Source organism: Burkholderia pulmonis, from assembly GCF_984667975.1.
Window position 1 is genome coordinate 2,624,996 of sequence record NZ_OZ480187.1, and the last position, 23,860, is coordinate 2,648,855.

23 protein-coding genes are annotated in these 23,860 nt (G+C 67.4%); 13 read left to right on the top strand and 10 right to left on the bottom strand.

Translation table 11 applies throughout. The features are described from left to right. Positions 1–144: 144 nt before the first annotated feature. Entirely contained in the window at positions 145–783 is a 639-nt protein-coding gene (locus tag AC5LXK_RS28445; RefSeq protein WP_493391972.1) for a LysE family translocator, read from the bottom strand. A 151-nt stretch (positions 784–934) separates the two neighbouring features. Between AC5LXK_RS28445 and AC5LXK_RS28450 the strand changes: the two genes are divergently transcribed. The 4 genes from AC5LXK_RS28450 to AC5LXK_RS28465 all read left to right on the top strand — a co-directional run bounded on the left by AC5LXK_RS28450 (position 935) and on the right by AC5LXK_RS28465 (position 4,578). Continuing rightward, positions 935–1,399: a GNAT family N-acetyltransferase gene (locus AC5LXK_RS28450; protein ID WP_493391974.1), complete on the top strand. Its 465-nt coding sequence runs from the start codon at positions 935–937 to the stop codon at positions 1,397–1,399. A gap of 48 nt (positions 1,400–1,447) precedes the next feature. Beyond that, positions 1,448–2,026 carry a hypothetical protein gene (locus AC5LXK_RS28455; RefSeq protein ID WP_493391975.1) on the top strand — a complete coding sequence of 193 codons (579 nt, stop codon included), beginning with the start codon at positions 1,448–1,450 and terminating at the stop codon, positions 2,024–2,026. 187 nt (positions 2,027–2,213) lie between these two features. Next, positions 2,214–3,590, top strand: a complete 1,377-nt coding sequence (locus AC5LXK_RS28460; protein WP_493391976.1) for an FAD-containing oxidoreductase — start codon at positions 2,214–2,216, stop codon at positions 3,588–3,590. Between the two features lie 85 nt (positions 3,591–3,675). Next, positions 3,676–4,578 (top strand): LysR family transcriptional regulator, encoded by a 903-nt coding sequence (locus AC5LXK_RS28465; RefSeq protein WP_493391977.1) that lies wholly within the window; start codon positions 3,676–3,678, stop codon positions 4,576–4,578. Here the strand turns inward: AC5LXK_RS28465 and AC5LXK_RS28470 are convergent. Beyond that, positions 4,544–7,567, bottom strand: coding sequence for a non-ribosomal peptide synthetase (locus AC5LXK_RS28470; protein WP_493391978.1), 3,024 nt, complete (start codon positions 7,565–7,567; stop codon positions 4,544–4,546). The two genes, AC5LXK_RS28465 and AC5LXK_RS28470, sit on opposite strands and share 35 nt — an antisense overlap. Before the next feature lie 358 nt (positions 7,568–7,925). Between AC5LXK_RS28470 and AC5LXK_RS28475 the strand changes: the two genes are divergently transcribed. Continuing rightward, positions 7,926–8,915: a zinc-dependent alcohol dehydrogenase family protein gene (locus tag AC5LXK_RS28475; protein WP_493391979.1), complete on the top strand. Its 990-nt coding sequence runs from the start codon at positions 7,926–7,928 to the stop codon at positions 8,913–8,915. A gap of 32 nt (positions 8,916–8,947) precedes the next feature. Here AC5LXK_RS28475 and AC5LXK_RS28480 read toward each other — a convergent pair whose 3' ends face one another. Continuing rightward, a complete protein-coding gene (locus AC5LXK_RS28480) occupies positions 8,948–9,841 on the bottom strand; it encodes an SDR family oxidoreductase (protein ID WP_493391980.1) in 894 nt (297 codons plus the stop codon). Between the two features lie 95 nt (positions 9,842–9,936). Between AC5LXK_RS28480 and AC5LXK_RS28485 the strand changes: the two genes are divergently transcribed. The 3 genes from AC5LXK_RS28485 (at position 9,937) to AC5LXK_RS28495 (ending at position 13,117) form a co-directional block, all read left to right on the top strand. Continuing rightward, entirely contained in the window at positions 9,937–10,794 is an 858-nt protein-coding gene (locus AC5LXK_RS28485) for a helix-turn-helix transcriptional regulator (protein WP_493391981.1), read from the top strand. Between the two features lie 181 nt (positions 10,795–10,975). Then, entirely contained in the window at positions 10,976–12,205 is a 1,230-nt protein-coding gene (locus AC5LXK_RS28490) for a cyanate transporter (RefSeq protein WP_493391982.1), read from the top strand. A gap of 141 nt (positions 12,206–12,346) precedes the next feature. Next, positions 12,347–13,117 (top strand): ABC transporter substrate-binding protein, encoded by a 771-nt coding sequence (locus AC5LXK_RS28495; RefSeq protein ID WP_493391983.1) that lies wholly within the window; start codon positions 12,347–12,349, stop codon positions 13,115–13,117. A 78-nt stretch (positions 13,118–13,195) separates the two neighbouring features. On the opposite strand, the gene AC5LXK_RS28500 is transcribed toward AC5LXK_RS28495, so the two are convergent. Both AC5LXK_RS28500 and AC5LXK_RS28505 read right to left on the bottom strand, forming a co-directional pair. Continuing rightward, entirely contained in the window at positions 13,196–13,579 is a 384-nt protein-coding gene (locus AC5LXK_RS28500) for a hypothetical protein (protein WP_493391984.1), read from the bottom strand. Between the two features lie 111 nt (positions 13,580–13,690). After that, positions 13,691–14,584: an AraC family transcriptional regulator gene (locus tag AC5LXK_RS28505; protein ID WP_493391985.1), complete on the bottom strand. Its 894-nt coding sequence runs from the start codon at positions 14,582–14,584 to the stop codon at positions 13,691–13,693. Positions 14,585–14,732: 148 nt separating this feature from the next. On the opposite strand from AC5LXK_RS28505, the gene AC5LXK_RS28510 reads away from it, so the two are divergent. From AC5LXK_RS28510 to AC5LXK_RS28525, 4 genes are all read left to right on the top strand, one after another. Next, positions 14,733–15,476, top strand: coding sequence for an SDR family oxidoreductase (locus tag AC5LXK_RS28510; protein WP_493391986.1), 744 nt, complete (start codon positions 14,733–14,735; stop codon positions 15,474–15,476). A gap of 130 nt (positions 15,477–15,606) precedes the next feature. After that, complete coding sequence (locus tag AC5LXK_RS28515) at positions 15,607–16,128, top strand: GNAT family N-acetyltransferase (RefSeq protein ID WP_493391987.1); 522 nt, start codon at positions 15,607–15,609, stop codon at positions 16,126–16,128. A 253-nt stretch (positions 16,129–16,381) separates the two neighbouring features. After that, a complete protein-coding gene (locus tag AC5LXK_RS28520) occupies positions 16,382–16,747 on the top strand; it encodes a putative quinol monooxygenase (protein WP_493391988.1) in 366 nt (121 codons plus the stop codon). 92 nt (positions 16,748–16,839) lie between these two features. Next, a complete protein-coding gene (locus AC5LXK_RS28525; RefSeq protein WP_493391989.1) occupies positions 16,840–17,787 on the top strand; it encodes a GlxA family transcriptional regulator in 948 nt (315 codons plus the stop codon). A 100-nt stretch (positions 17,788–17,887) separates the two neighbouring features. Here AC5LXK_RS28525 and AC5LXK_RS28530 read toward each other — a convergent pair whose 3' ends face one another. From AC5LXK_RS28530 to AC5LXK_RS28540, 3 genes are all read right to left on the bottom strand, one after another. Beyond that, positions 17,888–18,370, bottom strand: coding sequence for a YybH family protein (locus AC5LXK_RS28530; protein WP_493391990.1), 483 nt, complete (start codon positions 18,368–18,370; stop codon positions 17,888–17,890). A 124-nt stretch (positions 18,371–18,494) separates the two neighbouring features. Continuing rightward, positions 18,495–19,349 (bottom strand): DJ-1/PfpI family protein, encoded by an 855-nt coding sequence (locus AC5LXK_RS28535; RefSeq protein WP_493391991.1) that lies wholly within the window; start codon positions 19,347–19,349, stop codon positions 18,495–18,497. 152 nt (positions 19,350–19,501) lie between these two features. Beyond that, complete coding sequence (locus tag AC5LXK_RS28540) at positions 19,502–20,248, bottom strand: SDR family oxidoreductase (protein ID WP_493391992.1); 747 nt, start codon at positions 20,246–20,248, stop codon at positions 19,502–19,504. A 187-nt stretch (positions 20,249–20,435) separates the two neighbouring features. On the opposite strand from AC5LXK_RS28540, the gene AC5LXK_RS28545 reads away from it, so the two are divergent. Then, entirely contained in the window at positions 20,436–21,578 is a 1,143-nt protein-coding gene (locus AC5LXK_RS28545) for a DUF1176 domain-containing protein (protein WP_493391993.1), read from the top strand. Positions 21,579–21,670: 92 nt separating this feature from the next. Here the strand turns inward: AC5LXK_RS28545 and AC5LXK_RS28550 are convergent, their stop codons facing one another. Beyond that, a complete protein-coding gene (locus AC5LXK_RS28550; protein WP_493391994.1) occupies positions 21,671–22,201 on the bottom strand; it encodes a GNAT family N-acetyltransferase in 531 nt (176 codons plus the stop codon). Positions 22,202–22,334: 133 nt separating this feature from the next. Further along, on the bottom strand, positions 22,335–23,819 hold the full coding sequence (locus AC5LXK_RS28555; protein ID WP_493391995.1) for an amidohydrolase family protein: 1,485 nt from the start codon (positions 23,817–23,819) through the stop codon (positions 22,335–22,337). Positions 23,820–23,860: the final 41 nt, after the last annotated feature.

A 23,860-nucleotide genomic window follows, 5' to 3' on the forward strand; every position in this document is an offset into this window, starting at 1 on the left:
GCGGCTCGGCGAGCGGCCGAGTGATGAGGGAGCAACGCGTTTTCGGAGCCGCGGGGCGCGTTCGCGCCGCGGTCGGGGCGGCCTGCAGGCGGCTGGCCGAAGGCTGGCCGGCCGCCGTGCAATGCCCGGTCGGAAAGGCAGCGGTCAGATCCCCACTTTCGGCGCGTTCAGGATCAGCCGCAACCCGAGCAGCGTGATCGCGCCGGCCGCGATGCGGTCGACCCACTTCTTCGCGCGCAGGTAGAGCTCGCGCGGCCGGCGCGTCGAGAAGCACAGCGCGACGAGCGTGTACCAGCCGAATTCGACGGTGAACACGAGCGGCGGCAGCACGAGGTAGCACCACAGCGGCGGATGCTGCGGGAGCAGCGCCGCGAAAATGCTGCCGTACCAGATCGCCGTCTTCGGGTTGCTGAGCTGGGTCGTGAGGCCGGTCAGGAACGACTTGCGCGCACTGCCGCCGGCCATTGCCTGCGGATCGTCCATCGCGATCGGCCGGTCGGCGCCGCGCCAGATCTTCGACGCCATGTAGATCAGGTACGCGCCACCCGCGACCTTGAGGCCCACATACAGCCACTCGACCGCCTGCAGCAGCGTATAGAGCCCGGCCAGCGCGACGCCGCCGAACACGATGCCGCCGATGCCCATGCCGAGCGCCGTGGCGAGCCCGTCGCGGCGCGACAGCCCGATCGAATTGCGGGCAACCAGCACGAAGCTCGGGCCCGGAATCATCGCGCCGAGAAACAGCGCAGCCAGGATGGCGAGTACGGCAGCCGATGCAGTCATCGAAGTCTCCTTGTCGAGCGACGCCGGTTCGCACGCGCCTGCGTGTCGTTTCCGACGGTCGAGCCGCTGATTCTGGCACGCTTCGCGCATGACCGAAAGCGGCCGTACGCTGCTATGCTGGCCCTCTTTTCCGACTTCCAGCCCCGCCGCCATGATCGAGATCCGCGTTGCCCGCTATCCCGACGACGCCGCCGCCGTCGAAGCGATCTTCCGCGAGTACATCGCGAGCCCGACCGTCAGTCTCGCATTCCAGGACTACGAGCCCGAAATTGCCGCGCTGCCCGGCAAATACGCGGCGCCGCGCGGGCTGCTGCTGCTCGCGTGGCACGGCGAGCGCGCGGTCGGCTGTGCGGCATTTCGCGAAATCGACGCCGCGACCTGCGAGATGAAGCGCGTGTACGTGCGGCCCGAGGCGCGCAGGCTCAACGTCGGCCGCCAGCTCGTCGAACGGCTGCTGCACGACGCGAAGGCGGCCGGCTACGCGCGCATGTGCCTCGACGTACTGCCCGAATTCGTCGCCGCCAGGCACCTGTATACGTCGCTCGGCTTCGCACCCGCGCCGCCCGTCGCATTCAACCCGGTGCCGGGCACCGAGTTTCTCGGGCGCGATCTGTAACCCCGCGCGGCCAATCTCCCTTTTCTCCTTTCGACCGGACCTCCCGCCATGCGCGTTCTCCGCCTCGCTACCCTGCTGCTCCCGTTGCTCGCCGCGCTACCTGCGGCCGCCCGCGCCGCCGACCTGCCGAAGTCGATCGCCGCGCAACTGCCGCCCGGCTACCAGCCGCTGATCGCCCAGGCCGGGCCGGATCTCGACAACGGGCGGCACAGCTTCCTCGTCGTCGTGCATCGTGCGGTCGATACGCGCGAACAGCCGTCGCCGCGCCCGCTGCTGATCTACGAGGAACAGGCCGACCACACGTACCGGCTCGCCGCGCGCAACGACCAGGTCGTGCTGCGCGCGAACGACGGCGGCCAGTGCGATCCGTTCGATCCCGACGATGCCGCCGACAACGGCTTTTCGGTGAAGGGGCGCTATTTCACCGTGCAGAACTTCGTCGCATGCGGGCAGCACTGGACCGACTACATCACGTTCCGCTACGACCCGCGCACGCACGGCTGGCTGTTCTCGAGCCAGATCGTCACCGAATCGTTCCCGATCGACGACAAGCCCGACCATGTCACCGTCACGCGCGCCGACGCGCACCGGCCGGTGTCGTTCGCGCAGTGGAAACGCAAGGACTAGGCGCTGCGCGCGGCACGCGCCGACGCCGGCGGCGATGCCGTTCTTCAATGCGGCGGCGCATCGCCCGCCACTCGCGGCACCCGGCCAACAGGTCTACCATAGGCGCTCGTCGCCTCCCGGCGACCGCCGGCACGGCGCGAGGCTTGCGCGTGCCCCTTTCCTCGCTGTACCCGCACAGGAGGACGTCATGACGCAACACTTCGACGCGATCGTCATCGGCACGGGCCAGGCCGGGCCGCCGCTCGCCGCGCGGCTCGCCGGCGCCGGCATGAAAGTCGCGATCGTCGAGCGCGGCCGCTTCGGCGGCACCTGCGTGAACACCGGCTGCATCCCGACCAAGACGCTGATCGCAAGCGCCTACGCCGCGCAGCTCGCACGGCGTGCAGGCGAATACGGCGTGTCGGTCGGCCCCGTCATCGTCGACATGAAAGCCGTGAAGGCGCGCAAGGACCAGATTTCCGGCCGCTCGAACCACGGCGTCGAGCAATGGGTGCGCGGCCTCGCGAACACCACGGTGTTTCAGGGCCACGCCCGATTCGAGCGCGCCGACGCGGTGCGCGTGGGCGAGGCACTGCTCGAAGCCGAACGCATCTTCGTCAACGTCGGCGGCCGCGCACAGGTACCCGCGATGCCGGGCCTCGACTCGGTGCCGTACCTGACCAACTCGACGATGATGGACGTCGACTTCCTGCCCGAACATCTCGTGATCGTCGGCGGCAGCTATGTCGGGCTCGAATTCGGCCAGATGTACCGCCGCTTCGGCTCGAAGGTCACGATCATCGAGAAGGGATCGCGCCTGATCCGCCGCGAGGACGAAGACGTATCGCAAACCGTGCGCGAGATTCTCGAAAACGAAGGAATCGACGTGCAGCTCGACGCGAACTGCCTGAGCGCGCGGCGCGACGGCGACGGCGTCGTGGTCGGCCTCGACTGCACGGGCGGCGGCCGCGAGGTCGCGGGCTCGCACCTGCTGCTCGCGGTCGGGCGCGTGCCGAACACCGACGATCTCGGGCTCGACCGTGCGGGCGTCGCGACCGACGCGCGCGGCTACATCACCGTCGACGAGCAGCTGCGCACGAACGTGCCCGGCATCTGGGCGCTCGGCGACTGCAACGGGCGCGGCGCGTTCACGCACACCGCATACAACGACTACGAAATCGTCGCGGCGAACCTGCTCGACGACGATCCGCGCAAGGTGTCCGACCGCATCACGGCCTACGCGATGTACATCGATCCGCCGCTCGGCCGCATCGGCATGACGCTCGCCGAAGCGAAGCAGACGGGCCGCCGGCTGCTGGTCGGCACGCGCCCGATGACGCGTGTCGGGCGGGCGGTCGAGAAAGGCGAAAGCCAGGGCTTCATGAAGGTGATCGTCGATGCGGACAGCCACGCGATCCTCGGCGCGTCGATCCTCGGCGTGACCGGCGACGAAGTCGTGCACGGCATGCTCGACGTGATGGCGGCCGGCGCGCCGTACACGACGATCAGCCGCGCGATGCACATCCACCCGACCGTGTCGGAGCTCGTGCCGACCCTGCTGCAGGACCTGCATCCGGTCGAATGACGCGCGGCGGGCGGCCGCGCAGTGTCGTCGCCGGTGATCGAACGGTGTGCGAAGATGGCCGCTCGCCACGATACCCGGGAACGCCATGGACCGCCTGCAAGCGATGCAGATCTACGTACAGATCGTCGAACGCGGCAACTTCACGCAAGCCGCCGACGCGCTGCAGCTGCATCGGCCGGCCGTCACGAAAGCCGTGCAGCAGCTCGAACAGGAGCTCGGCGTACGGCTGCTGAACCGCAGCACGCGGCGCGTGAGCGTGACGGCCGAAGGCGAGGCGTTCCATGCGCGCTGCGTGCAACTGCTCGGCAGCATTGACGATGCATTCGCGTCGTTCCCCAAACAGCGCGCGGTGCCGAAAGGCCGGCTGCGGATCGACATCGCGCTCGCACTGGCGAAGACGGTCGTGATTCCGGCGCTGCCCGACTTCCAGCAGCGCTATCCGCAGATCGAGCTCGTGCTCGGCGCGAGCGACCAGCCGGCCGACCTGATCGGCGAAGGCATCGACTGCGTCGTGCGGGTCGGCACGCTGAGGGATTCGAGCATGGTCGCGCGCACGGTCGGCGCGGTGCCGATGGTCACCTGCGCATCGCCCGCCTACATTTCCCGCCACGGCTTGCCGCGCACGCTCGACGATCTTCGCAAGCATCGCGCGGTCAACTTCTTCACCGGCAGCAATCGCCGCGTGCTCGAATGGACGTTTCGCCGGCATGGCGAAACCGTCGCGGTGAAGCTGGCGAACAGCCTGCTCACGGACAACTCGGAAGCGCTGCTGTCGTGCGGGCTCGCGGGCCTCGGGATCGTGCATGCATTGCGGCCCGCGCTGCAGCCGAGCATCGACGCGGGCCTGCTGATCGAACTGCTGCCCGGCGTGCCGGCCGTCCCGAAGCCGGTGTCGGTGCTGTACCCGAACCGCGCACACCTGTCCGACAAGGTGCGCGCGTTCATCGACTGGCTCACCGAGCTGTTCGCCCGGCGTTATCCGGCGTAGGCGCAATGCGGTAACCGATCGACCGCTCCATGTACCGCGCCAGTTGCTCGCGGGAAAACGCCGGCTGCTCGATGCCGCTGCCTTCGAGAAATTCGGTCACGTTGCGGCAGTCCCACACGTAATTGTTCTGATACAGCTCGACCGTGCTCATGCCGTCGCGAATGTTGTCGTCGAACAGGCTCAGCAGCGGATAGAGCGGCGCATCGACATCCGCCTTCCATGCATCGAGCCATTCTCGATACGGCACGACCCTGAAGCGCAGGCCGAAGTACCGTTCGAGCCTCGAGAAGAATTCCGTCAGCGTCATGTCCGCTTCGGGTGCGTTGATCAGGTTGAACTTCCGCCCCAGCGCCGCCGGATTGCGCGAAATCCGCGCGATCGCTTTCGTCATGTAGTCCACGCTCGTCAGCCCTTCGCGCAGGTCGTGCAGGTCGGGCACGCTGCCGAGCGCGATGCACGTCTTCACCAGCCGCCCCCACCATTGATAGTCCGCGCTCACGCCGGTCTCGCCGTGAAACGTCGCGTAGCCGAGCCGGAAGGTCGTCAGCGGCAGGCCGCGCTGCGCGGCCCGGTCGGCCATTTTCTCCATCACCCATTTGCTGCGCGTATAGCCGATGTCCTCGAGCACCGCCGGCAGGTTCTGATCGATGTCGTCCGCTTCGGTCATCCGCGTCTTGCCGGTGAAGCGATGCCCCCAGCTGTACACCGAGATCGTCGACAGCAGGATCAGCGCCTTGGTTCGCCTGCACCCGGCAAAGGCGAGGATCCGGGTCAGGCCGTCCACGTTGATCTTCTTCATGTACGAATACGGCTGGATGAAATTGACCGCGCTGGCGGAGTGGTAAACGATGTCGATCTCGTCGGCCAGCGCGATGTAGTCACGCTCGCTCATGCCGAAACGCACCTGCGTGAGATCGCCTGCCCACACGCGGATGCGCGATCGCGCGTCCGGCCCGACGCTCACGTCGTACGCGCGCAGTTTCGCGTCGATCCGCGCCCGCCCCGCCGCCGCGTCCGCCGCGCGCACCAGGCAATGCACCACCGCCGACGTCGTCGCAAGCAGTTCGGCCAGCAAGTGGACCCCGACGAAACCCGTCGCGCCCGTCAGCAGAATCGTGCGCGGACATGCGAGCAGCGCATCGTCGAAGGCACCGCTGAAATCCGCGTCGTCCGGCACGCGGATATCGTTCTCCAGCGCATACACCGGCTCGCGCTCGATCGCGAGCGCGGCCGTGGCGACGCGCCGCTCGATCTCGCCGGCGAGCGCCTCCACCGACGGGTGCTCGTAGACGTCCCGGATCAGCATCTTCGTGCCCGCCGCATTCGACAGCGCACGCGCGAGCTTCGCGGTCAGCAGCGAATTTCCGCCGATGTCGAAGAAGCTGTCGGTCTTTCGAAAGGACGCGTGACCGATCAGCGCGACGAATGCGTCCGACACGGCCCCTTCAACGGCCGTGTACGGTTCCCGCTCCGTCCGGCTGCGCCGTTCGTCCCGATAACGGCGTTCGAGCGCGGCCCGGTCGGTTTTGCCGTTCACCGTCACCGGCATGTCGTCCAGCAGCACATGGCCGGCGGGCCACATGTAATCGGGCAGGGTTTGCCGGACGCTCGCCTTGAGCGCATCGACGACCCGCGCGGCCGGCATCGCGGGATCGCGCGGCACGACGAACGCGACCAGTTCCATTCCGGCTCCGGCCGCGCCGGGTAATGCCAGCACCACGACCTTGCGCACCTCGCCGGACCCGGCGAGCGCGGTGTGAATTTCGCCCAGCTCGACCCGATTGCCCCGAATCTTGACCTGATCGTCCAGACGCCCGAGGAACTGGATCGAGCCGTCGTCCAGCCAGCGGCCGAGATCGCCCGTGCGATAGATGATCCGGTCCGGCTGCCGCGGGTGCGGACGGAATTTCTCGCGGGTCAGCGCCGGGTTGCCCAGGTAGCCGCGTGCCAGCCCCGGCCCGCCGATGCAGATCTCGCCGACGTCGCTTCCCGCCACCGCTTCCCGTGCATCGTTCAGGATCAGGATCTCCGTATCGGCGACGGGCCGCCCGATCGACGCCGGACGGCCGAGCATCGCATCCGGCACGACCTGATACGTCGCGAAGATCGTCGCTTCGGTCGGCCCGTAGTAGTCGACCACCGTGTAGCCGATCCTGCCGGTATCGATCGGGCCGAGCTTCTCGCCGGCCGTGAACAGGTACTTCAACGTCAGGTCCGCAGGCTGGCCGACACCGACCACGTCGGCCACCATCACGGTGGGCACGTACGCATGCGTGATCCGGTGACGGGTGAAAAAACCGACGAGCGCGTCGGCGTCGACACGCGTTTCGTCGTCCGGCAGAAACAGTGTCCCGCCCGCGGAGAGCGTCGACCAGATTTCCCACTGCGATACGTCGAAGCCGAGGCCGGCCATCAGCGTCGTGCGGCTGTCGTTGTCCATCGAAAAACGTTCGTTATGCCAATCGACAAGTGCCGATACCGCGACGTGTTCGACGATCACGCCTTTCGGTGCACCGGTGGAACCGGACGTGAAGATCACGTAGATCGCTTCATCCTGCGCATGGGGACGTTGCGCCGCATGCGTGCGGTCCCGATGCGGTCGCTGCGCGGACAGGTCCGCCACGCGCTCGAACGGCGTCGCCGCATCGCGCGTCGCGGCGCTGGCCGTCAGCACCAGCGCGGCATTGCATTGCTGCAGGATCGTGTGCTTGCGGGCATCCGGATAGCGCTCGTCGATCGGCACGTACGTCGCGCGTGCCTTCAGGATGCCGAGAAGGCCGACGATGAACTCCGCGTTCCGCTCAGCCTCGATCGGCACGAGGCTGCCGCTTCCGATTCCCCGCGCCTGCAATGCCGCGGCCACCATGTCGCTCCGACAGTCCAGCTCCCGGTAACTCAGTCTTGAATGGTCGGAAACCACGGCCGGCGCATCCCCGTCACGCGCCGCCTGCTTCCGGAATTTATCGAGCACGTTCGATTGAGTCGTCATCGTTTTTATTCCTCATATCGACAGCAGCAGATCTCAATATAGAGTCGCACGCACAAAAGGCAATTCACTGGTGAATGCCGCGACTGCAACGTCGCCGGGCACGATCCGTGTCGTCGTTACGTGCATCGAAATGATGGCGGACTTTGATGCGATTCATGCGCCACATCGACGACGTACCGCGTGTCGCGGCGCCGGTCCCCAGACCAGCGTAGTGCATCGAACATCGACAGACCCTCGCGCCTGTCCGCACTATTGTTATTCGTCAAATAACAATCAATGATCCGGCCGCGCGTTTATCCGGCGCAGGCACCCGCCTACGATGCTGCTCATCGACACCCGCTCACCAAAGGAGCCCTCCATGACCCGCATCGTTCGTTTCCACCGCATCGGCGGCCCCGAAGTCCTGCAGATCGACACCGTCGACGTGCCCGCGCCGGGCCCTGACGAGATCCAGCTACGCGTGAAGGCGATCGGCCTCAATCGCGCGGAAGTGATGTTCCGCAGCGGCGAATACACGTTCATGCCGCGCTTTCCGGCATCGCTCGGCTACGAGGCGTCGGGCGTGGTCGCGGCGGTCGGCCGCAACGTGACGGCCTTCGCCGAAGGCGACGCGGTGAGCGTCGTGCCGGCGTTCTCGTTTGCCGACTACGGGATGTACGGCGAGGTGGTCAACGTGCCCGCGCACGCCGTGGTCAGGCATCCGGACGGCCTGTCGTTCGAGGAAGCGGCCGCGACGTGGATGATGTTCGTCACGGCCTACGGCGCGCTGATCGAACTCGGTGGACTGAAGCGCGGCGACGCGGTGCTGATCGGCGCCGCATCGAGCAGCGTCGGGCAGGCGGCGATCCAGGTCGCGAACCACATCGGCGCGGTGCCGATCGCACTGACGCGCGGCGAATCGAAGCGCCAGGCACTGCTCGATGCGGGCGCCAAGCACGTGATCGCCGGCAGCCCGGCCGATCTGCCGCAGCAGGTGGCGGAGATCACCGGCGGCATCGGCGCACGCATCGTGTTCGATCCGGTCGGCGGCCCCGATGCGACGAACCTGCTGCGCGCACTGGCCATCAACGGCACGTTCTTCCAGTACGGCGCGCTCGATACGCGCGACATTCCTGTGCCGGTGATGGACCTGCTCGCGCGGCACCTGACGCTGCGCGGCTACGAGCTGTTCGAGATCACCGGCGACGCGCAACGGCTCGAGCGCGCGAAGCGCTTCATCGTCGACGGGCTCGCAGCCGGCACGCTCAAGCCGCGGATCGACCGCACGTTCGCGTTCGACGACATCGCCGATGCGCACCGCTACATGGAAGCCGGCGCGCAGGTCGGCAAGATCGTCGTCACGGTCTGAGCCGGGCGCGGCGGGCGCTGCCCGCCGCCCGCTCAGTTTTCGAAGTAGCGCGGCCGGTCGATGTCGGCCAGCAGCCGCGGCTGCGTCGGCGCCCAGTCGAGCAATGCGCGCGTGCGCTCGCTGGTTGCCGGCGCATCCATCCCGGCAAACATCGCGAACCAGCCGAAGTGCTCGCCGGCCTCCGCCGGCGACTTCGCGACGACCGGCACGTTCAGCCGCCGGCCGATCACGTCCGCGATCTCGCGGAACGCCACGCCGGTATCGTCGACCGCGTGATAGCGCGCGCCGGCCGCGCCGCGTTCGATCGCGAGCCGGTACACGCGCGCCGCGTCGAGCCGGTGCACGGCCGGCCAGCGATTGTCGCCGTCGCCGATGAACGCCGACACGCCCTTCTCCCTCGCGAATGCAATCAGACGCGGCACGAAGCCGTGATCGCCGTCGCCGTGCACGGACGGCGGCAGGCGTACGACCGACGCATGCACGCCGCGCGCTTCCAGCGCGACCGCGGTCGCTTCGGACGCACGCGGATAAGTCGCCGACACCGGCACGTGCGGATCGGCCTCCGTCGCCGCGCGGCCGGGCGCAACGAGCGCAAGCCCCGACGTGACGACGAGCGGCCGCGCCGAGCCGGCGAGCACCCCGCCGATCGTCTCGATCGCGCGGCGGTCGAGTTCGCAGTTCTGCGCGAAGCGCGAGAAGTCGTGATTGAATCCCGTATGGATCACCGCATCGGCGGCTTCGGCGCCGCGGGTCAGGCTGTCGAGATCCTCCAGCGACCCGCGATGGACATCGGCGCCTGCAGCGGCCACCGACGCGGCGGCCGCATCGGAACGTGCCAGCCCGAGCACCGAGTGGCCGGCGGCAACGAGTTCGGCGACGACGGCCGAGCCGACGAATCCCGACGCTCCCGTAACAAAGACACGCATGTTCAGCACCTCCGGATGGAATGGAGGCTTACTATCTGCCAAGGGCCGCGCACGGTGAAGTCGTGACGGTTTACCGGTAAACGAACTAACAGGATATGGCTGACGCCCCTGACAACCTGCTCGGCGCGTACCTGCGGGACCGCCGCGAAAAACTCGACCCGGCCGCACTCGGGCTGCCGGCCACGCGCCGCCGCACGCCGGGCCTGCGGCGCGAGGAAGTCGCGCAGCGCGCGCACGTGAGCGCCGCGTGGTACACGTGGCTCGAACAGGGGCGCGGCGGCGCACCGTCGGCCGACGTGCTCGACCGGCTCGCGCGCGCGCTGATGCTGAACGAGGCCGAACGCGAGCATCTGTTCCTGATCGGCGTCGGCCACCCGCCCGAGGTGCACTATCACGCGCCGGCGAGCGTGACGCCGCGCCTGCAGCATGTGCTCGACTCGCTCGATGCGAGCCCCGCGATCGTGCGCTCGGCGACGTGGGACGTCGTCGCGTGGAACGACGCGGCGGCCGCGACGCTGACCGACTATGCGACGCTGCCGCCGGCCGCGCGCAACATCCTGCGGCTGATCTTCGTCGACCCGGGCGTACGCTACGCGCAGCCGAACTGGGAGCGTGTCGCGCGGTTCGCGGTCGGTGCGTTTCGCGCGGATGTTGCACGCATCGGCGCGACGCAGGCCGTGCAGGCGTTCGTCGACGAGATGCGCGCGACGAGCGCCGAATTCGACGCGATGTGGCGCGACCACGATATCCATTCGCATGACGAAAGTACGAAGGAGATCCGCCATCCGCAGGCCGGCCGGATCGCGCTCGACTATTCGGCGTTCTCGGTCACCGGCCGCCCGGACCTGAGCCTCGTGATCTTCACGCCGGCGACGCCGGCCGACCGCGCGCGCATCCGGGCGCTCGTCGAGGCGCGCGAACAGGCCGGCGCGCTGGCCTCGCCGGCTGCATGACCGCACACGGCGGGCGGAGCTGCCCCGGCGCACCGCCTCCATCCGTCCCCTTCGGCCGCCTTCGTCCCATCGCAATCCGCACTGATTCCCAGTCGAATATTTAATTTTCTCCTGGCGTAGCGCGCGCTTACCCTTTCGGCATCGCATCACAGGGCCACCGGCCCCTCCCTGGAGCATCCCGATGACCGACCCCGGCACCGCGCCAGCCGCCTCCCGCCCGCACGCGGCTTCCGTGTCCCATGGCGCGCTCGCGCTGCTGGTGCTGGCCGGCCTCAACCTGCGCCCGTTCCTGACCGCGTTCGGCCCCGTGCTCGACGTCGTGCGCGCCGACACCGGTCTCGGCTTTCGCGCGGCCGCATTGCTGACCACGCTGCCGTTCGTGCTGATGGGGGTCGTCGCCGGGGTCGGCGTCGGGCTCGCGCGGCGCTTCGGCGAGCAGCGCGCGCTGACCGCCGCGCTTGCGCTGATCGCGGCCGGCTGCGCGGCACGCCTGTGGACGCACGACAGCGCGGGACTGATCGCGACCGCGATCGCCGCCGGCGCGGGCGTCGCGGTGGTCCAGGCGCTCGTGCCGGGCCTCGCGAAACGCTGGTTCGTCGACCGGCTGCCGCTTGCGATGGGCCTCTATTCGGCGGCGCTCGTCGGCGGCGGCGCATTCGGCGCGGTCGCGAGCCCGTGGCTCGCCACGCACGGCGGCTGGCATCTCGCGCTCGCCGTGTGGGCCGTACCCGCGCTCGTCACGCTCGCCCTGTGGCGCGCGAAAGCGCCGCGCGACACCGTGCATGCGACGGCCATGTCGACGCCGATCACCGCGTTCGTCCGCATTCCGCGTGCGTGGCAGCTCGCGCTGTTCTTCGGCCTCAGCAACAGCGGCTATGCGAGCCTCGTCGCGTGGCTGCCGGCGTTCTACCGCAGCGTCGGCATGAGCCCGCAGGCGAGCGGCAACCTGCTCGCGTGGATGGCGCTGTTCCAGGCAACCGGCGCGCTCACGATGCCGATGCTCGCGAAACGTTCGCCCGACCGCCGCACCGTGCTGTGGCTCACGCTGGCGCTGCAGGCGGCCGGCTTCATCGGCTTCGCGACGCTGCCCGCGCTCGCGCCGTGGCTGTGGGTCGCGAGCGTCGGCCTCGGGCTCGGCGGCTTCTTCTCGATGTGCCTGATCGTCACGCTCGACCACCTGCCCGATGCGCGGCTGGCCGGCGCGCTGGCCGCGTTCGTACAGGGCATCGGCTTCCTGACCGTCGCCGCGAGCCCCTGGCTGATCGGCTGGCTGCGCGACGCGGGCGGCGGCTTCGCGATCGCGTGGTGGATGCATCTCGCCGTGATCGCATCGATGGCCGCGCTGAACGCGGCGTTCTCGCCTGCCAGCTACCGGCACAGCATGGCGCGCATCACCGGCACCGCCCGGTAAAGCCCCCTTCGAATCGGGGCGGCCGCCGGCCTGTGACGGCGACCGCCCCGCCGCCCGCGCATGGCCGGGCGCAGGCCGTCACGCCCAACGGCCGCATCCCCGCTTCACCACAAACAACATCAACCGGTAATGGAGACAATCATGAAAAAGCTCGTTCTGGCCGTCGCGCTCGCGCTGACGGCGGGCGCCGCCACCGCGAAGGATCCGGCGGTGCTGCGTCTCGGCGTCGATCCCAGCTACGCGCCGTTCGAATCGCTCGCGCCCGACGGCAAGCTCGTCGGCTTCGACATCGATCTCGGCAATGCGATCTGCGAACGGATGAAGGTGCGCTGCGTGTGGGTCGAGAACGCGTTCGACGGGATGATTCCGGCGCTGAAGGCGCGCAAGTTCGACGGCGTGCTGTCGTCGATGAGCGTGACCGAGAAGCGGCTCGCGCAGATCGCGTTCACCGACAAGATCAACAACGTGCCGCCACGCCTCGTCGCGCGACGCGGGTCGAACCTGCAGCCGACCGCCGAGTCGCTGCAGGGCAAGAGCGTCGGCGTCGAACAGGGGACGACGCAGGAAACCTATGCGCGCGCCTATTGGGAACCGAAGGGCGTGATCGTCCGCACGTACCAGACGCAGGATCTCGTGTACCAGGATTTGCTGTCGGGCCGGCTCGACGCGTCGTTGCAATCGTCGGTGCAGGCCGATCTCGGTTTCCTGAAAACCGCGAAGGGTGCGAACTTCGCGTTCGCGGGGCCGGCGCTGCATGATCCCAAGACACTCGGTGTGGGCTCGGCGATCGGCATGCGCAAGGACGACGACGCGCTGCGCACGCAGATCAACCAGGCGCTTGCGAGCCTGATTCAGGACGGGACGTATCAGCGGATCGCGAAGAAGTACTTCTCGTTCGATATCTACAACTGACGGACGCGGGCGCAGGACGCAAAAAGGCGTCGCGCATTCCTGCGCGACGCCCTTTCTTCGTGTACGGAAACCGGCCGACTAGGCCGCGCGTTGCAGCAAGTCCGTTGCGAAAGACCTCGCATGCGCGACCGCCTCCTGCGCATCGCCGAACACGCCGAGCTGATCCCAGTGCTCTTCGGCCGCGTACGTTCCCTTCACGGCGAGTGCCCGCTGAACGCTCAGCTGTGCCGCGTATCGGCCGTCGTCCAGTGGCCGGGCCGTCGCGACGACCTTGTGCGGCGGGCTGGCCCGTTCCGGCTGAAGCAGCTCGACCGCTCCGCCTGCGATGCCGATATTCATCAGCTCGTTCCTGGCCTTGCAGTCCGGGCAGTGAAAGCACCACCCCGCATCGTCCTGGTGGGGCTTGACCTGCCCCCGAGCCAGCACGGCACGACATTCAACGTTTTCGCAGATGAACGGCATCGCAGCGTCTCCGAAGTTGTTTGACGGAAATCCTAGCATGTCCGCCGACGGTCAACCATCGGCATCGGCATGATTGCGGCATCGGCGCCCCGGATCGTCACGGCAGCCGGGTCAGGCCAGCGCCGACGCCTTGCGCTTTGCCGCGTCGCGCTTGGGCGGCGTGCTGAACAGGCGCCCATACTCCCTGCTGAACTGGGACGGGCTTTCGTAGCCGACACGAAACCCCGCTTCCGCCGCACCCAGCCCTTCCGTCAGCATCAGGCGGCGCGCCTCCTGCAAGCGGATCTGCGCGCGAAACCGCAGCGGACTCATGTGCGTGGCGGCCTTGAACTGCGCGTGGAAGGTCGACACGCTCATGTCCGCCAGCGCGGCCAGTTCGTCGATCGCGAATTCTTCGGTGAAATGGCGGCGAATGAACGCGATCGCCTTCTGGATCCGGCTGATACGGCCGGTCTGATAGGCAATCTGGCGCAACATGTCGGCGTGCGGCCCGCGCAACAGGCGATAGAGAATCTCGCGCTCGATCAGCGGCGCGAGCGCGGGCACGTCGTCGGGCGAGTCGAGCAGCTGCAGCAGCCGCGCGGCCGCGTCGATCAGGTGCGGCGTCGCGGCCTCTACCGCGATCGCCGGCGCATCGCGCTCCGCGCGTCGGTCGGGCTTCGTCGAATCGTGCATGAGCATGTCGGCGAGCGCCGGGCGGTTCAGCGGCAATCGCACGCTGAGATACGGCTTGTCCGCGCTGGCCTCGAGCACTGCACCGATGACCGGCAAGTCCAGGCCGACGATCAGGTAGTTCGACGGATCGTATTGATACTCGCGCCCGCCGACCACCGCGCGCTTGCGCCCTTGCGCGACGATGCAGCAGGAAGGCTCGTAGAGCGTGTGCACGGGCTCCGTCGCGGCCGACGAGCGCAGCAGGCCCAGCCCGGCAATCGCCGTCTCGACGGCGCCGTCGCCAGGCGCATGGCGCGCGATCAGCGCCGCGAGATCATCGATTTTCTCCATGGCCCGAGTGTCGCATGCCCGATTGTCCGCCGGATCGTGCCCCATGAACTTTCGGAGAATCGTGCAAGAAATGCGGACTCGCGGGATAACGGCCGCGCCGGCTTCCGCGCGATGCTGTCGGTTCTTCACCCTGAACCGAGGAACGGAAATGACGAGTCACAACATCGAACAAAAAGTGGTCCTGATCACGGGCGCGAGCAGCGGGATCGGCGAAGCGACCGCCCGCTATCTGGGCGAGCGCGGTGCGCGTCTGATGCTCGGCGCGCGCCGCACCGAACGTCTCGCGGCCCTGGCCGGCGACATTCGCGCCCAGGGCGGCACCGCGGCGTGGCGCCCGCTCGACGTGACGCGCCGCGACGACAACGTCGCGTTCGTCGAAGCCGCGCTCGCCGAATACGGGCGGATCGACGTCATCGTCAACAATGCGGGCGTCATGCCGCTCTCGCCGATGGCGTCGCTGAAAGTGGACGAGTGGGATCGTATGGTCGACGTCAACATCAAGGGCGTGCTGTACGGCGTCGCGGCCGTGCTGCCGGTGATGAATCGCCAGGGCTTCGGCCAGATCGTCAACGTGTCGTCGATCGGCGGATTGCGGGTGTCGCCGACGGCCGCCGTCTATTGCGCCACGAAGTATGCGGTGCGCGCGATCTCCGACGGCTTGCGGCAGGAGAACGACACGCTGCGCGTCACGAGCATTTGTCCGGGTGTCGTCACGTCCGAGCTGGCCGATACGATCACGGACCCGGCCGCCGCCGAATTGATGGCGAAGTACCGCAGCATTGCGCTCGAGCCGGACGCGATCGCGGCGGCGATTGCGTATGCGATCGCGCAGCCCGCCGATGTCGACGTGAACGAGATCGTCGTGCGTCCGACGGCGACGATCGGCGGCTGACGGGCGGCGGCGCGGCGGCGGGCCGTCGCGGCGATCGCTGCGACGACGCGCGCGGCGATCGACCGCGCGCGCCGGCCTGAAGCCACCCGCGATAAACTGTCTGCCTGACCACCAAAACGAGACCCCTGCGATGTTGATCCGCGTTGCGACACTGGCCGATGCCGTCCCGCTTGCCGAACTGAAGCGCGACACGTTTCGCGAAACCTTTCTGCAGGACGGCTTCGACATCAACTACCCGCCGGACGATCTTGCCGCATACGAAGCCCGGGCCTATTCGGTTGCCGCGATCACCGGCCAGCTCGACGACCCGCAGTGCCGCACGTGGGTCGCCGAAGGCGACGACGGCGCGCTGGTCGGCTACGCGCACGCCGGGCCGTGCAAGCTCCCGCACCCGGAAGTCGCCGACGATTCCGGCGAGATACATCAGATCTACCTGCGACGCGGCACGCAGGGAACCGGCGCCGGACGCGCGTTGTTCGACGCCGCGCTGGACTATCTCGCCGACGAACGCCCCGGCCCGGTATGGCTGGGCGTGTGGTCCGGCAACGCGAAGGCCATCGCGTTCTACGAGAAGGCCGGTTTCAGGCAGGTCGGCACGTACGATTTCAAGGTCGGTGAATCGACCGACCTTGAATACATCTACCGTCGCTAGTTTCACGGCCAGGGGAATCCGGTTCAATTGACGCGTCCCCGTCGATCACGGTATCTTGAACCCATGCAGCTCGATCCGATTTTCCTCGCAACCGTCATTACAACGACAACCATCGGCACCGGTGGGTCGTCGGGAACGCGCGCGCGGTAGTCTTCGCAGTTGCATGTCACCAGAGCCCCGCCGGCAAGCGACGGGGCTCTTTGCGTTTACGGCTCTCCGCTTCTTGTCGGCATCACATTAGCCAGGAGTCGCCATGAACGAAGTCGATCGTCAAAACCGGAACAACGGAAACGAGGTGCTGCTCATCATCTCGATCCAGACCATGCCCGGAAAGCGTCACGAACAGATTGCCGCGTATGAACACCTGGCGCCCGTCGTGCGGGCCGAGCACGGGTGTCTCCAATACGATCTTCATCCCGTCGTCGACGATGAAAACAGGTTCGTGCTGATCGAGCGCTGGGCCTCGGCCGACGCGCTGGCCGCTCACGACGTGACGCCCCACATGATCGCCAACGATGCACGAAGCCCGGCGTTCAGGGCTGCGCCCGCGACGGTCCTGCGGCTGGCGCCGGACAGCGTCGTGCCCGGTCGGCCGCACGGGCAATCGACGGAGACGTAAAGGACCTATTTCCCTCGTTTCAGGCCGAATGACACTATTTGAGGGTTCCCGGTAAAATACGCCTTCCTGAGTTTTTCGGTATCTGCCCTGTCATGCATCGAATCGGATTCTTCGTTTGCCGCGGCTACGATGCGCTTGACCTTGGCGGGCCGCTGTCGGCCTTCAATCAGGTAGCCACGGCTGCCGGCCATACGCCCTATGACCTCCATGTCATCTCGCAATCCGGCGGCCCGATTGCCGGCAATACGGGCCTGTCGATCGAGACGAAGCCGATCGGCAGGCGCACGTTCGACACCGTCGTTTTCGTGGGCGGTGACATCGATCCGATGCAGACACCGGACAACGTCGCCGCCGCCAGAAAACTGGCCGCCAGGGCCTCGCGGGTCGCCAGCGTGTGTACGGGCGCGTTCCTGCTTGCGGAAACCGGCGCGCTGGACGGCTTGAGGGCCGCGACGCACTGGCGATACGCTGCGCTGATGCAGTCGCGCTTCCCCCGCATCAAAGTCGACGGCGACAGTATCTACGTCGTGGATGGCCGTGTCTGGACGTCGGCGGGCATCGCGTCCGGAATCGACCTGGCGCTCGGCATCATCGAAAAAGACCTGAGCGCGGAGATTGCGCGCGCGGTCTCCAGGTTGCTGGTCGTTCCGTATCGTCGACCGGGCGGACAGTCGCAATTCTCCGCGATGTCGCAGATGGAACCGGAATCGGACCGGATCCGCATCGCGCTGAATTTCGCGAGGGAACATCTGGCGGAAGCATTGCCCGTCGAACGGCTCGCGGATGCCGCGAGTCTGAGCGTGCGGCAGTTCGGGCGCGCGTTTCGCCGGGAAACCGGTGAAACGCCGGCCAGGGCAGTCGAGCGCTTGCGCGTCGAAGCCGCGCGGCTGCGCCTGCAGGGGGGGAGCGAGCCGATCGAACAGATTGCGCTGGCGGTGGGATTCACCGATCCGGAACGGATGCGGCGGGCCTTCATCAAGCTGCACGGGCACCCGCCGCAAGCGATTCGACGCGAGAGCCGATCGGGCGCAGCGCGCTGATCAGGTCTGCCGATCAACGCGCGGCGCGGTCACCGCCCCGCTAACGGGCCATGGGTGCGTGGGTACGCGACGCGCCATCGCGCCGGATACTGCCGGATACTCACTGGCCGTCAGGCTTGACGGCAGGGTAGGCATTCCACATGTCGCGATGCAGCTTCCAGGCGCCGCCCTGCTTCAGGAAGACGAGAATCTGCTTGGCGCGGATCTTGAGCTTCCCGTCGTGGTCGCGCACCTCCGCATCCGACACTTCCGTCACGGCCCGATCGTTACCGTAAAACTCGTAGTTGCTGAACGAGACAGTCCCGGGCTTCGATCCTGCATACCCGCTCGAGAAGTAGTCGACGATCGCGCGGCGCCCCGTGACCTTGTCGCCTCCCGGCGGCAGGAGTGCGCCGTCGTCGGTATAGAGGCGACCGATCGCCTCGTAGTCTCCCCGCGAGAATGCATCGGCCCATCGCGCGTTTTCGGCCTTGATGGCCGCTTCGGGAAGGCGTTGCGAACCACCGGCGACAGCCGGCGCCGTGAAGGCGAAAAAGGACACGCAGGCTGCGAGCGCGGCAGTACAAAGACGGATCTGTTGCATCGAATGATTTCCGGTTGTGGCGTGAATTGAAGCGGGTGCCCGAACGGGCAGGCGGCGCAGGCAGCGTCGCCTGCGGCCTTCGGCGAGGCCGGCGGATGGCCTCGCCCACATGGGTGGCATGCGTTCAGCGAACGCCGGGGATGCGTGCGAGCCCCCTGGACGCACCGGGCAGTTTCTTGTCGACCATCGCGACGACTTCCGGCCGTGCGTCCCTCGGATGACCGGAATGGAACGGCGGAGCGGGATCGTATTCGATCACGAGCTGCGTGAACTCGGCAGCCTGTCGACCACGCAGCTTCTCCGCCACGCGAAGGGCGAAGTCGATGCCCGCCGTCACGCCGCCACCGCTCATGAAGCGGCCGTTGTCGTCCTCGACGAAGCGATCGGGAACGGGAATGGCGCCGTATTCGGACAGCTTGTTGACGAAGGCCCAATGACAGGCGCTGCGCTTGCCATCGAGCACGCCGGTTGCGGCAAGCACGAGCGACCCGTTGCACACCGACGTCACGTGCTTGGCGCTTTGCGCCAGGCGCCGGATCTGCGCCTGATACGCCGGTTGCATCGGCACGCTCAGGTCGGACCCGCCGGGAACGAGAATCAGGTCCGTCCTGTCGATATCGGCCAGCCGTTCGGTATTGCCGTACACGACGCCGAATTCGAGCGTCACGTTACCGCCGTTGAGGCTCGCGTAACGAACGTGCGTATTCGGCAGCCGGTGGAAAATCTCGCTGGGGCCGGCGAAGTCGAGCAGCGTCCCCCCGTCGTAATTGACGATCAGGATATTGAGGGGGTCGTTCGGGGCAAGCAGGCCGTCGCTGCCTGCCTGCGCGAGCGCGGGCGTGGCGTGCCCGAGCAACGCGCCGCCGCCCAGGACGGCGCCGAGCGTGGCGACGCCGCCAAGCTTGAGCATATCGCGGCGCGAACGGCCTGTCCGCGTGAGTGGCGTTGTGGACGCGTGGTTATCGCTACTGTCGGTCAAGATCATTTCTCCTTGCACTTCGGCCCCCTCGGTGAGCGCAACCGGGCCGGGCCGGATTGAACAACCGCCACGACGCAACGCGTGGCGGACGTGGGATCGGGATGTGGAGGAGCCGCGATACGTGTCGGGCTCCGGATGCGTGAACCGCGGGCTCAGAGCTGCGACGCGCCGCCATCGACGACCAGTTCGGTGCCGACGACGTAGGCGGATTCGTCGCTGGCGAGGTAGAGCGCCGCGTACGCGATGTCCTCGGCCTTGCCCAGGCGGCCGACCGGAATCGCTTCGGCGAACGCGGCCTTGCGGTCGCGGACCCATTCGTCGGGCATGCCCCACCGGGAGAGCAGCGGGGTGTCGATCGCGCCGGGCGCGATCGCGTTGAAGCGGATTTTCCGGTCGAGAAACTCGTAGGACCAGCTGCGGGCCAGCGATCGCACGGCGGCCTTCGCGGCCGCCGTCAACGAGATGCCGTGCTTGCCGGTCTGCGCGACGAACGAGGTATTGAGGATGACGGACGAACCCTCCCGCAAGGCCGGCAGCACCGCCTGAAGCGTGAACACCACGCCCTTGACGTTGATGTCCATGATCTCGCCATAGAGGGCGTCGTCGATGTCGTTGGCGGCGGACGGGAACGCCCAGCCGGCGTTGGCGAACACGATGTCCAGACCGCCGAACCGCTCCTTGACCTCGGCGGCAATCGCCCGCATGTCGTCGAGCGAACGGACGTCGCCCTTGAGCACGACCGCATGCTCGCCAAGCTCGGCCTTCACCCGCTCGAACACGGCATCGTCGCGGCCGGTCACCGCTACCCGTGCGCCTTCTGCGATGAACAGCTTCGCCGTTGCAAGACCGATGCCGCTGGTTCCACCCGTGATCAACGCTGATTTGTTCCTGAGCCTCATCTTCGGTTCCTTTTCATGTCGTGATTGATCAGGCCGAAGGTTCGAAGCGCCATCGCGTTCGTGTGCTTTCCCCGGCTTGATCTTCGACTGAAGTATGGAACGTGACGCAGATGGCTCAAAGGTCGTATAACCCTCGAAAAACGCCAATCCGGTTCGAACGGGTGCAGCGTCGCGCCGGTGTACTTTCATGCCCGGTACGCCACTTGCGTTACGATGTACTTCACCCGCCACCCCGCAGCCGGACATGAGCACTCGTTCCATCAAGGCAGGCGCCGTATTCACGGCCCTTTTCGCGATCGCGGCCGCCCCGCTCGTCGCCAGCGCCGCGCCGACTCAGGACGCCGACGCGCCGAGCTACAACACCTACAAGTCATGGCTGGTCGCCTGCGACAACGGCCTGACCTGCGAGGCGAAGGGGTTCGCGAGCGGCGGCGAAACCGGCGCGGACTTGCGCTTCATTCGTGCGGCCGGGCCGAACGGCTCGCTCGAAGCACGGCTGAGCGTCGTCACCGATACCCGTCGCGATCTCGATGACTTGCGTATCGATGGCGCACCGCTGCGGCTGGACGATTCGGCGTGGCGCGTGAACGTCGATCACACCAACAACGTCGCAACCTTGTCGACCACGCGGCCGGCCGCCGTGGCCGCATTCGTCTCCCGGCTTCGCAACGGCACGAAGCTCGAGGTCGGCCAGGATGCAAGCACGTATGTACCGCTCGACGGCATGGTCGCCGCCCTCTTGCGCATCGATGAGCGGCAGGGGCGCATCGGCGGCGCGACCGCCTTGATCCGCAAAGGCCCTGCCCCCGCGTCGCAGGTCACGCCCGCCCCTTCGCTGCCGGTCGTCCCGGCACGGAAGATCGCTGCGCAGTTGTCCGATCAGGAAGAAAAGAGCCTGATCGCGCGCACGAAACGTATCCGGGACGCGAGCAGCTGCGAGGACAATGCGTCGAAGTATCTCGAAGAAGCCGCGTATGCACTCGACGCACAGAAAGCGCTGGTCTTTCTTCCGTGCATTCAGGGTGCCTACCAGGGATCGTCCGACGTGTTCATCACGCCACGCACGGGTGGCGGAGCACCGGAGCCCGTCAAGCTGACGGATTCCGACGGGGGTGTTTCAGACACCTCGCTGTTCGAACCGAACTTCGATCCTGCTACCGGCACCCTGTCGACTTTCGGCAAAGGGCGCGGGATGACCGATTGCGGTTTTCGGACCGAATGGATCTGGGATGGCCACGCATTTCAGATGTCGTCCGCGGTACGACAGGAGACATGCGGCGGTGTCGAACCCGGCGACTGGCCCACGCTCTACCGGTCGCGCAGGACGTAACGCAAGCGGTAACGCAGCCATCGTCCACGATGACGGGCTCTGGCATGCGATCGGCCACCTGCAACGTCGCGTACCCCCGCTGGCGGCACGCGTCAGCCGATGAGGCTCGTCAGATCGTCCCACGCATACACGAGATTGTGCGATCGCCACACCGGCCCGGGATCGACATACTCGCCGACCTGCCGCCCGTTCAGCGCCTCATAGAAAGCGATCGCGGGCGCGTTTTCCCTGACGACGCTCAACGCGGCGCCTTGATACGGCACGCTTCTCAAATGAATCGCGAGCCGTGACAGCAGCAGGCGGCCTATGCCGCGACGCTTGAAATCGGGATCGACGTACAGCGACCTGATCTCGCCGCGACCGCCGTATGCCGGTTTCGACGATCCGCCCGCGGCCCCCATCCCGACCATCCTGCCCGCCGTCTCCGCCACGAGCACGACCAGGCTGCCGTCATGCGCGGACAGCTTGTCCGTCCACATTTTGCTGCGGTATGACGCGTCGAGCGTGGCATACGCGTGCGGCGGCGCGATGTCCCGATAGGTATGCCGCCACGACTTGACGTGAAATTCGGCGATCGCCGGTACATCGTCGAGATGCGCCGGTCGAATGGAGATTCCGGTCATCGGCATGCCCCCGTTCAGCGCCGCCCCGAATGGGCCGGCAGACCGGGAAATTGTCGATGATCCGGGCGGCGTTGTCGAACGGGCGGCCCGGCATGACCTGCACGCCGCCGCACGACAACGCCCGCGCGATCGCTCAGTAGTGGCTGCGCCCCCACAGCGTCTTCGGCTCGTCGAGCAGGTGACGCAGGCCGCTGCGTTCCATCGTCGTTTCCGCCACTTCCATCACGCGCTCGAGAATCGCGTTCTCGTCGACCGACAACACCTTCCGGTCCTCCATCAGCACCCTGCCGCCGACCATCGTCATGCATACGTCCGCGGCATTCGCGAAACACGTCACGCGATACACGGGCATGTTCATCGGCATCATGTGCGGCCGGAACAGGTCGACGAGGATGATGTCCGCGAGCTTGCCGGTTTCGAGCGAACCGACTTCGTGCTCGACCGACAGCGCCTTCGCCGCGTCGATCGTCACCATCTCCAGCACCTTGCCGTGCGGCAGCACGTCCGGGTCGCGGAAATGCCGGCGGTGATAGTGCATGCACTGCCACATGTGGCGGAACATGTCGTAGCCGCGATCGGGCGCCGCGCCGTCCGACGCGATCGCCACCGTCACGCCTGCATCGATCAGCTCGGGCACCGGGCAGCGCCCGATGATCGACATGATCGCGCTCGGATTGTGGATGATCGCCGTGCCCGTCTCGACGCACGCCGCGATGTCGTCGTCGGTCAGGTCGATGCTGTGCGACATGAACGACGTCGGCCCGAGCAGCCCGAGCTCGCGATGCGCAAATGCGAGCGTGCCCGCGCGATGGCCGTCCTGCGTGAACGTCAGCCCGCGCCCGCGCGCCAGCGCACCGTAGCGCGCGGCCTGGTCGCGGAAGTCGCGCTCGTACTGCGCGAGTTCCGGGTCGTACTCGGGGCCGTACACGGGCAACGTCAACGCGATCCTGACCCGGCCGTCGGCATCGCCGTGGCATTCGTCGACGATGCGTTCGCACACGTCGTACATCGTGTCGAAATCGATGTCGCGCGTGTCGCTGCCGTCCGGCGTGTGGCGCGTGTACGCACGCGGCGCGGGCGGACGCGACGGGCCGACCGCGACGATCGAGCGCGTGCCGGTGCGCACGACCGCGTCGCAATGGCGGCGCGCATAGACCGGATCGTCGACGCGCATGATCGAATTGCCGCCGCCGAGCAGCGACACGCCGGTCGTCACGCCGGCCTTCAGCCGTTCGAGCGCGGCGAGATGCGATTCGGTTTCCCAGAACGCTTCGTCCGACGCGCGCGTGTAGATGGTTTCGGCCGCGGCCGACCACGCATCGCCGTCCGCGCCGCCGATCGTGCGCAGCATCGCATGGCCCGCATGCGCATGCGCATCGATCAGGCCCGGCAGCACGGCCTTGCGGCGTGCGTCGATCGTACGTGCGGCGCGATAACGCGCCTGCAGCGCGTCGGTGCGGCCGACGGCGACGATGCGATCGCCATCCACGGCGACCGCGCCGTTCTCGATCACGCGCCGCTGCGGGTCCATCGTGATCACGCAGCCGTTCACGATCAGCGTATCGATCGCTACGCGCTTCTCGTCGCGTGTGTCTTCGCGTTTGTCCTCGGTAGTCATGACGGGTAGTCCTGTTGTCGTTCGATTGATCGGGGCGCCGT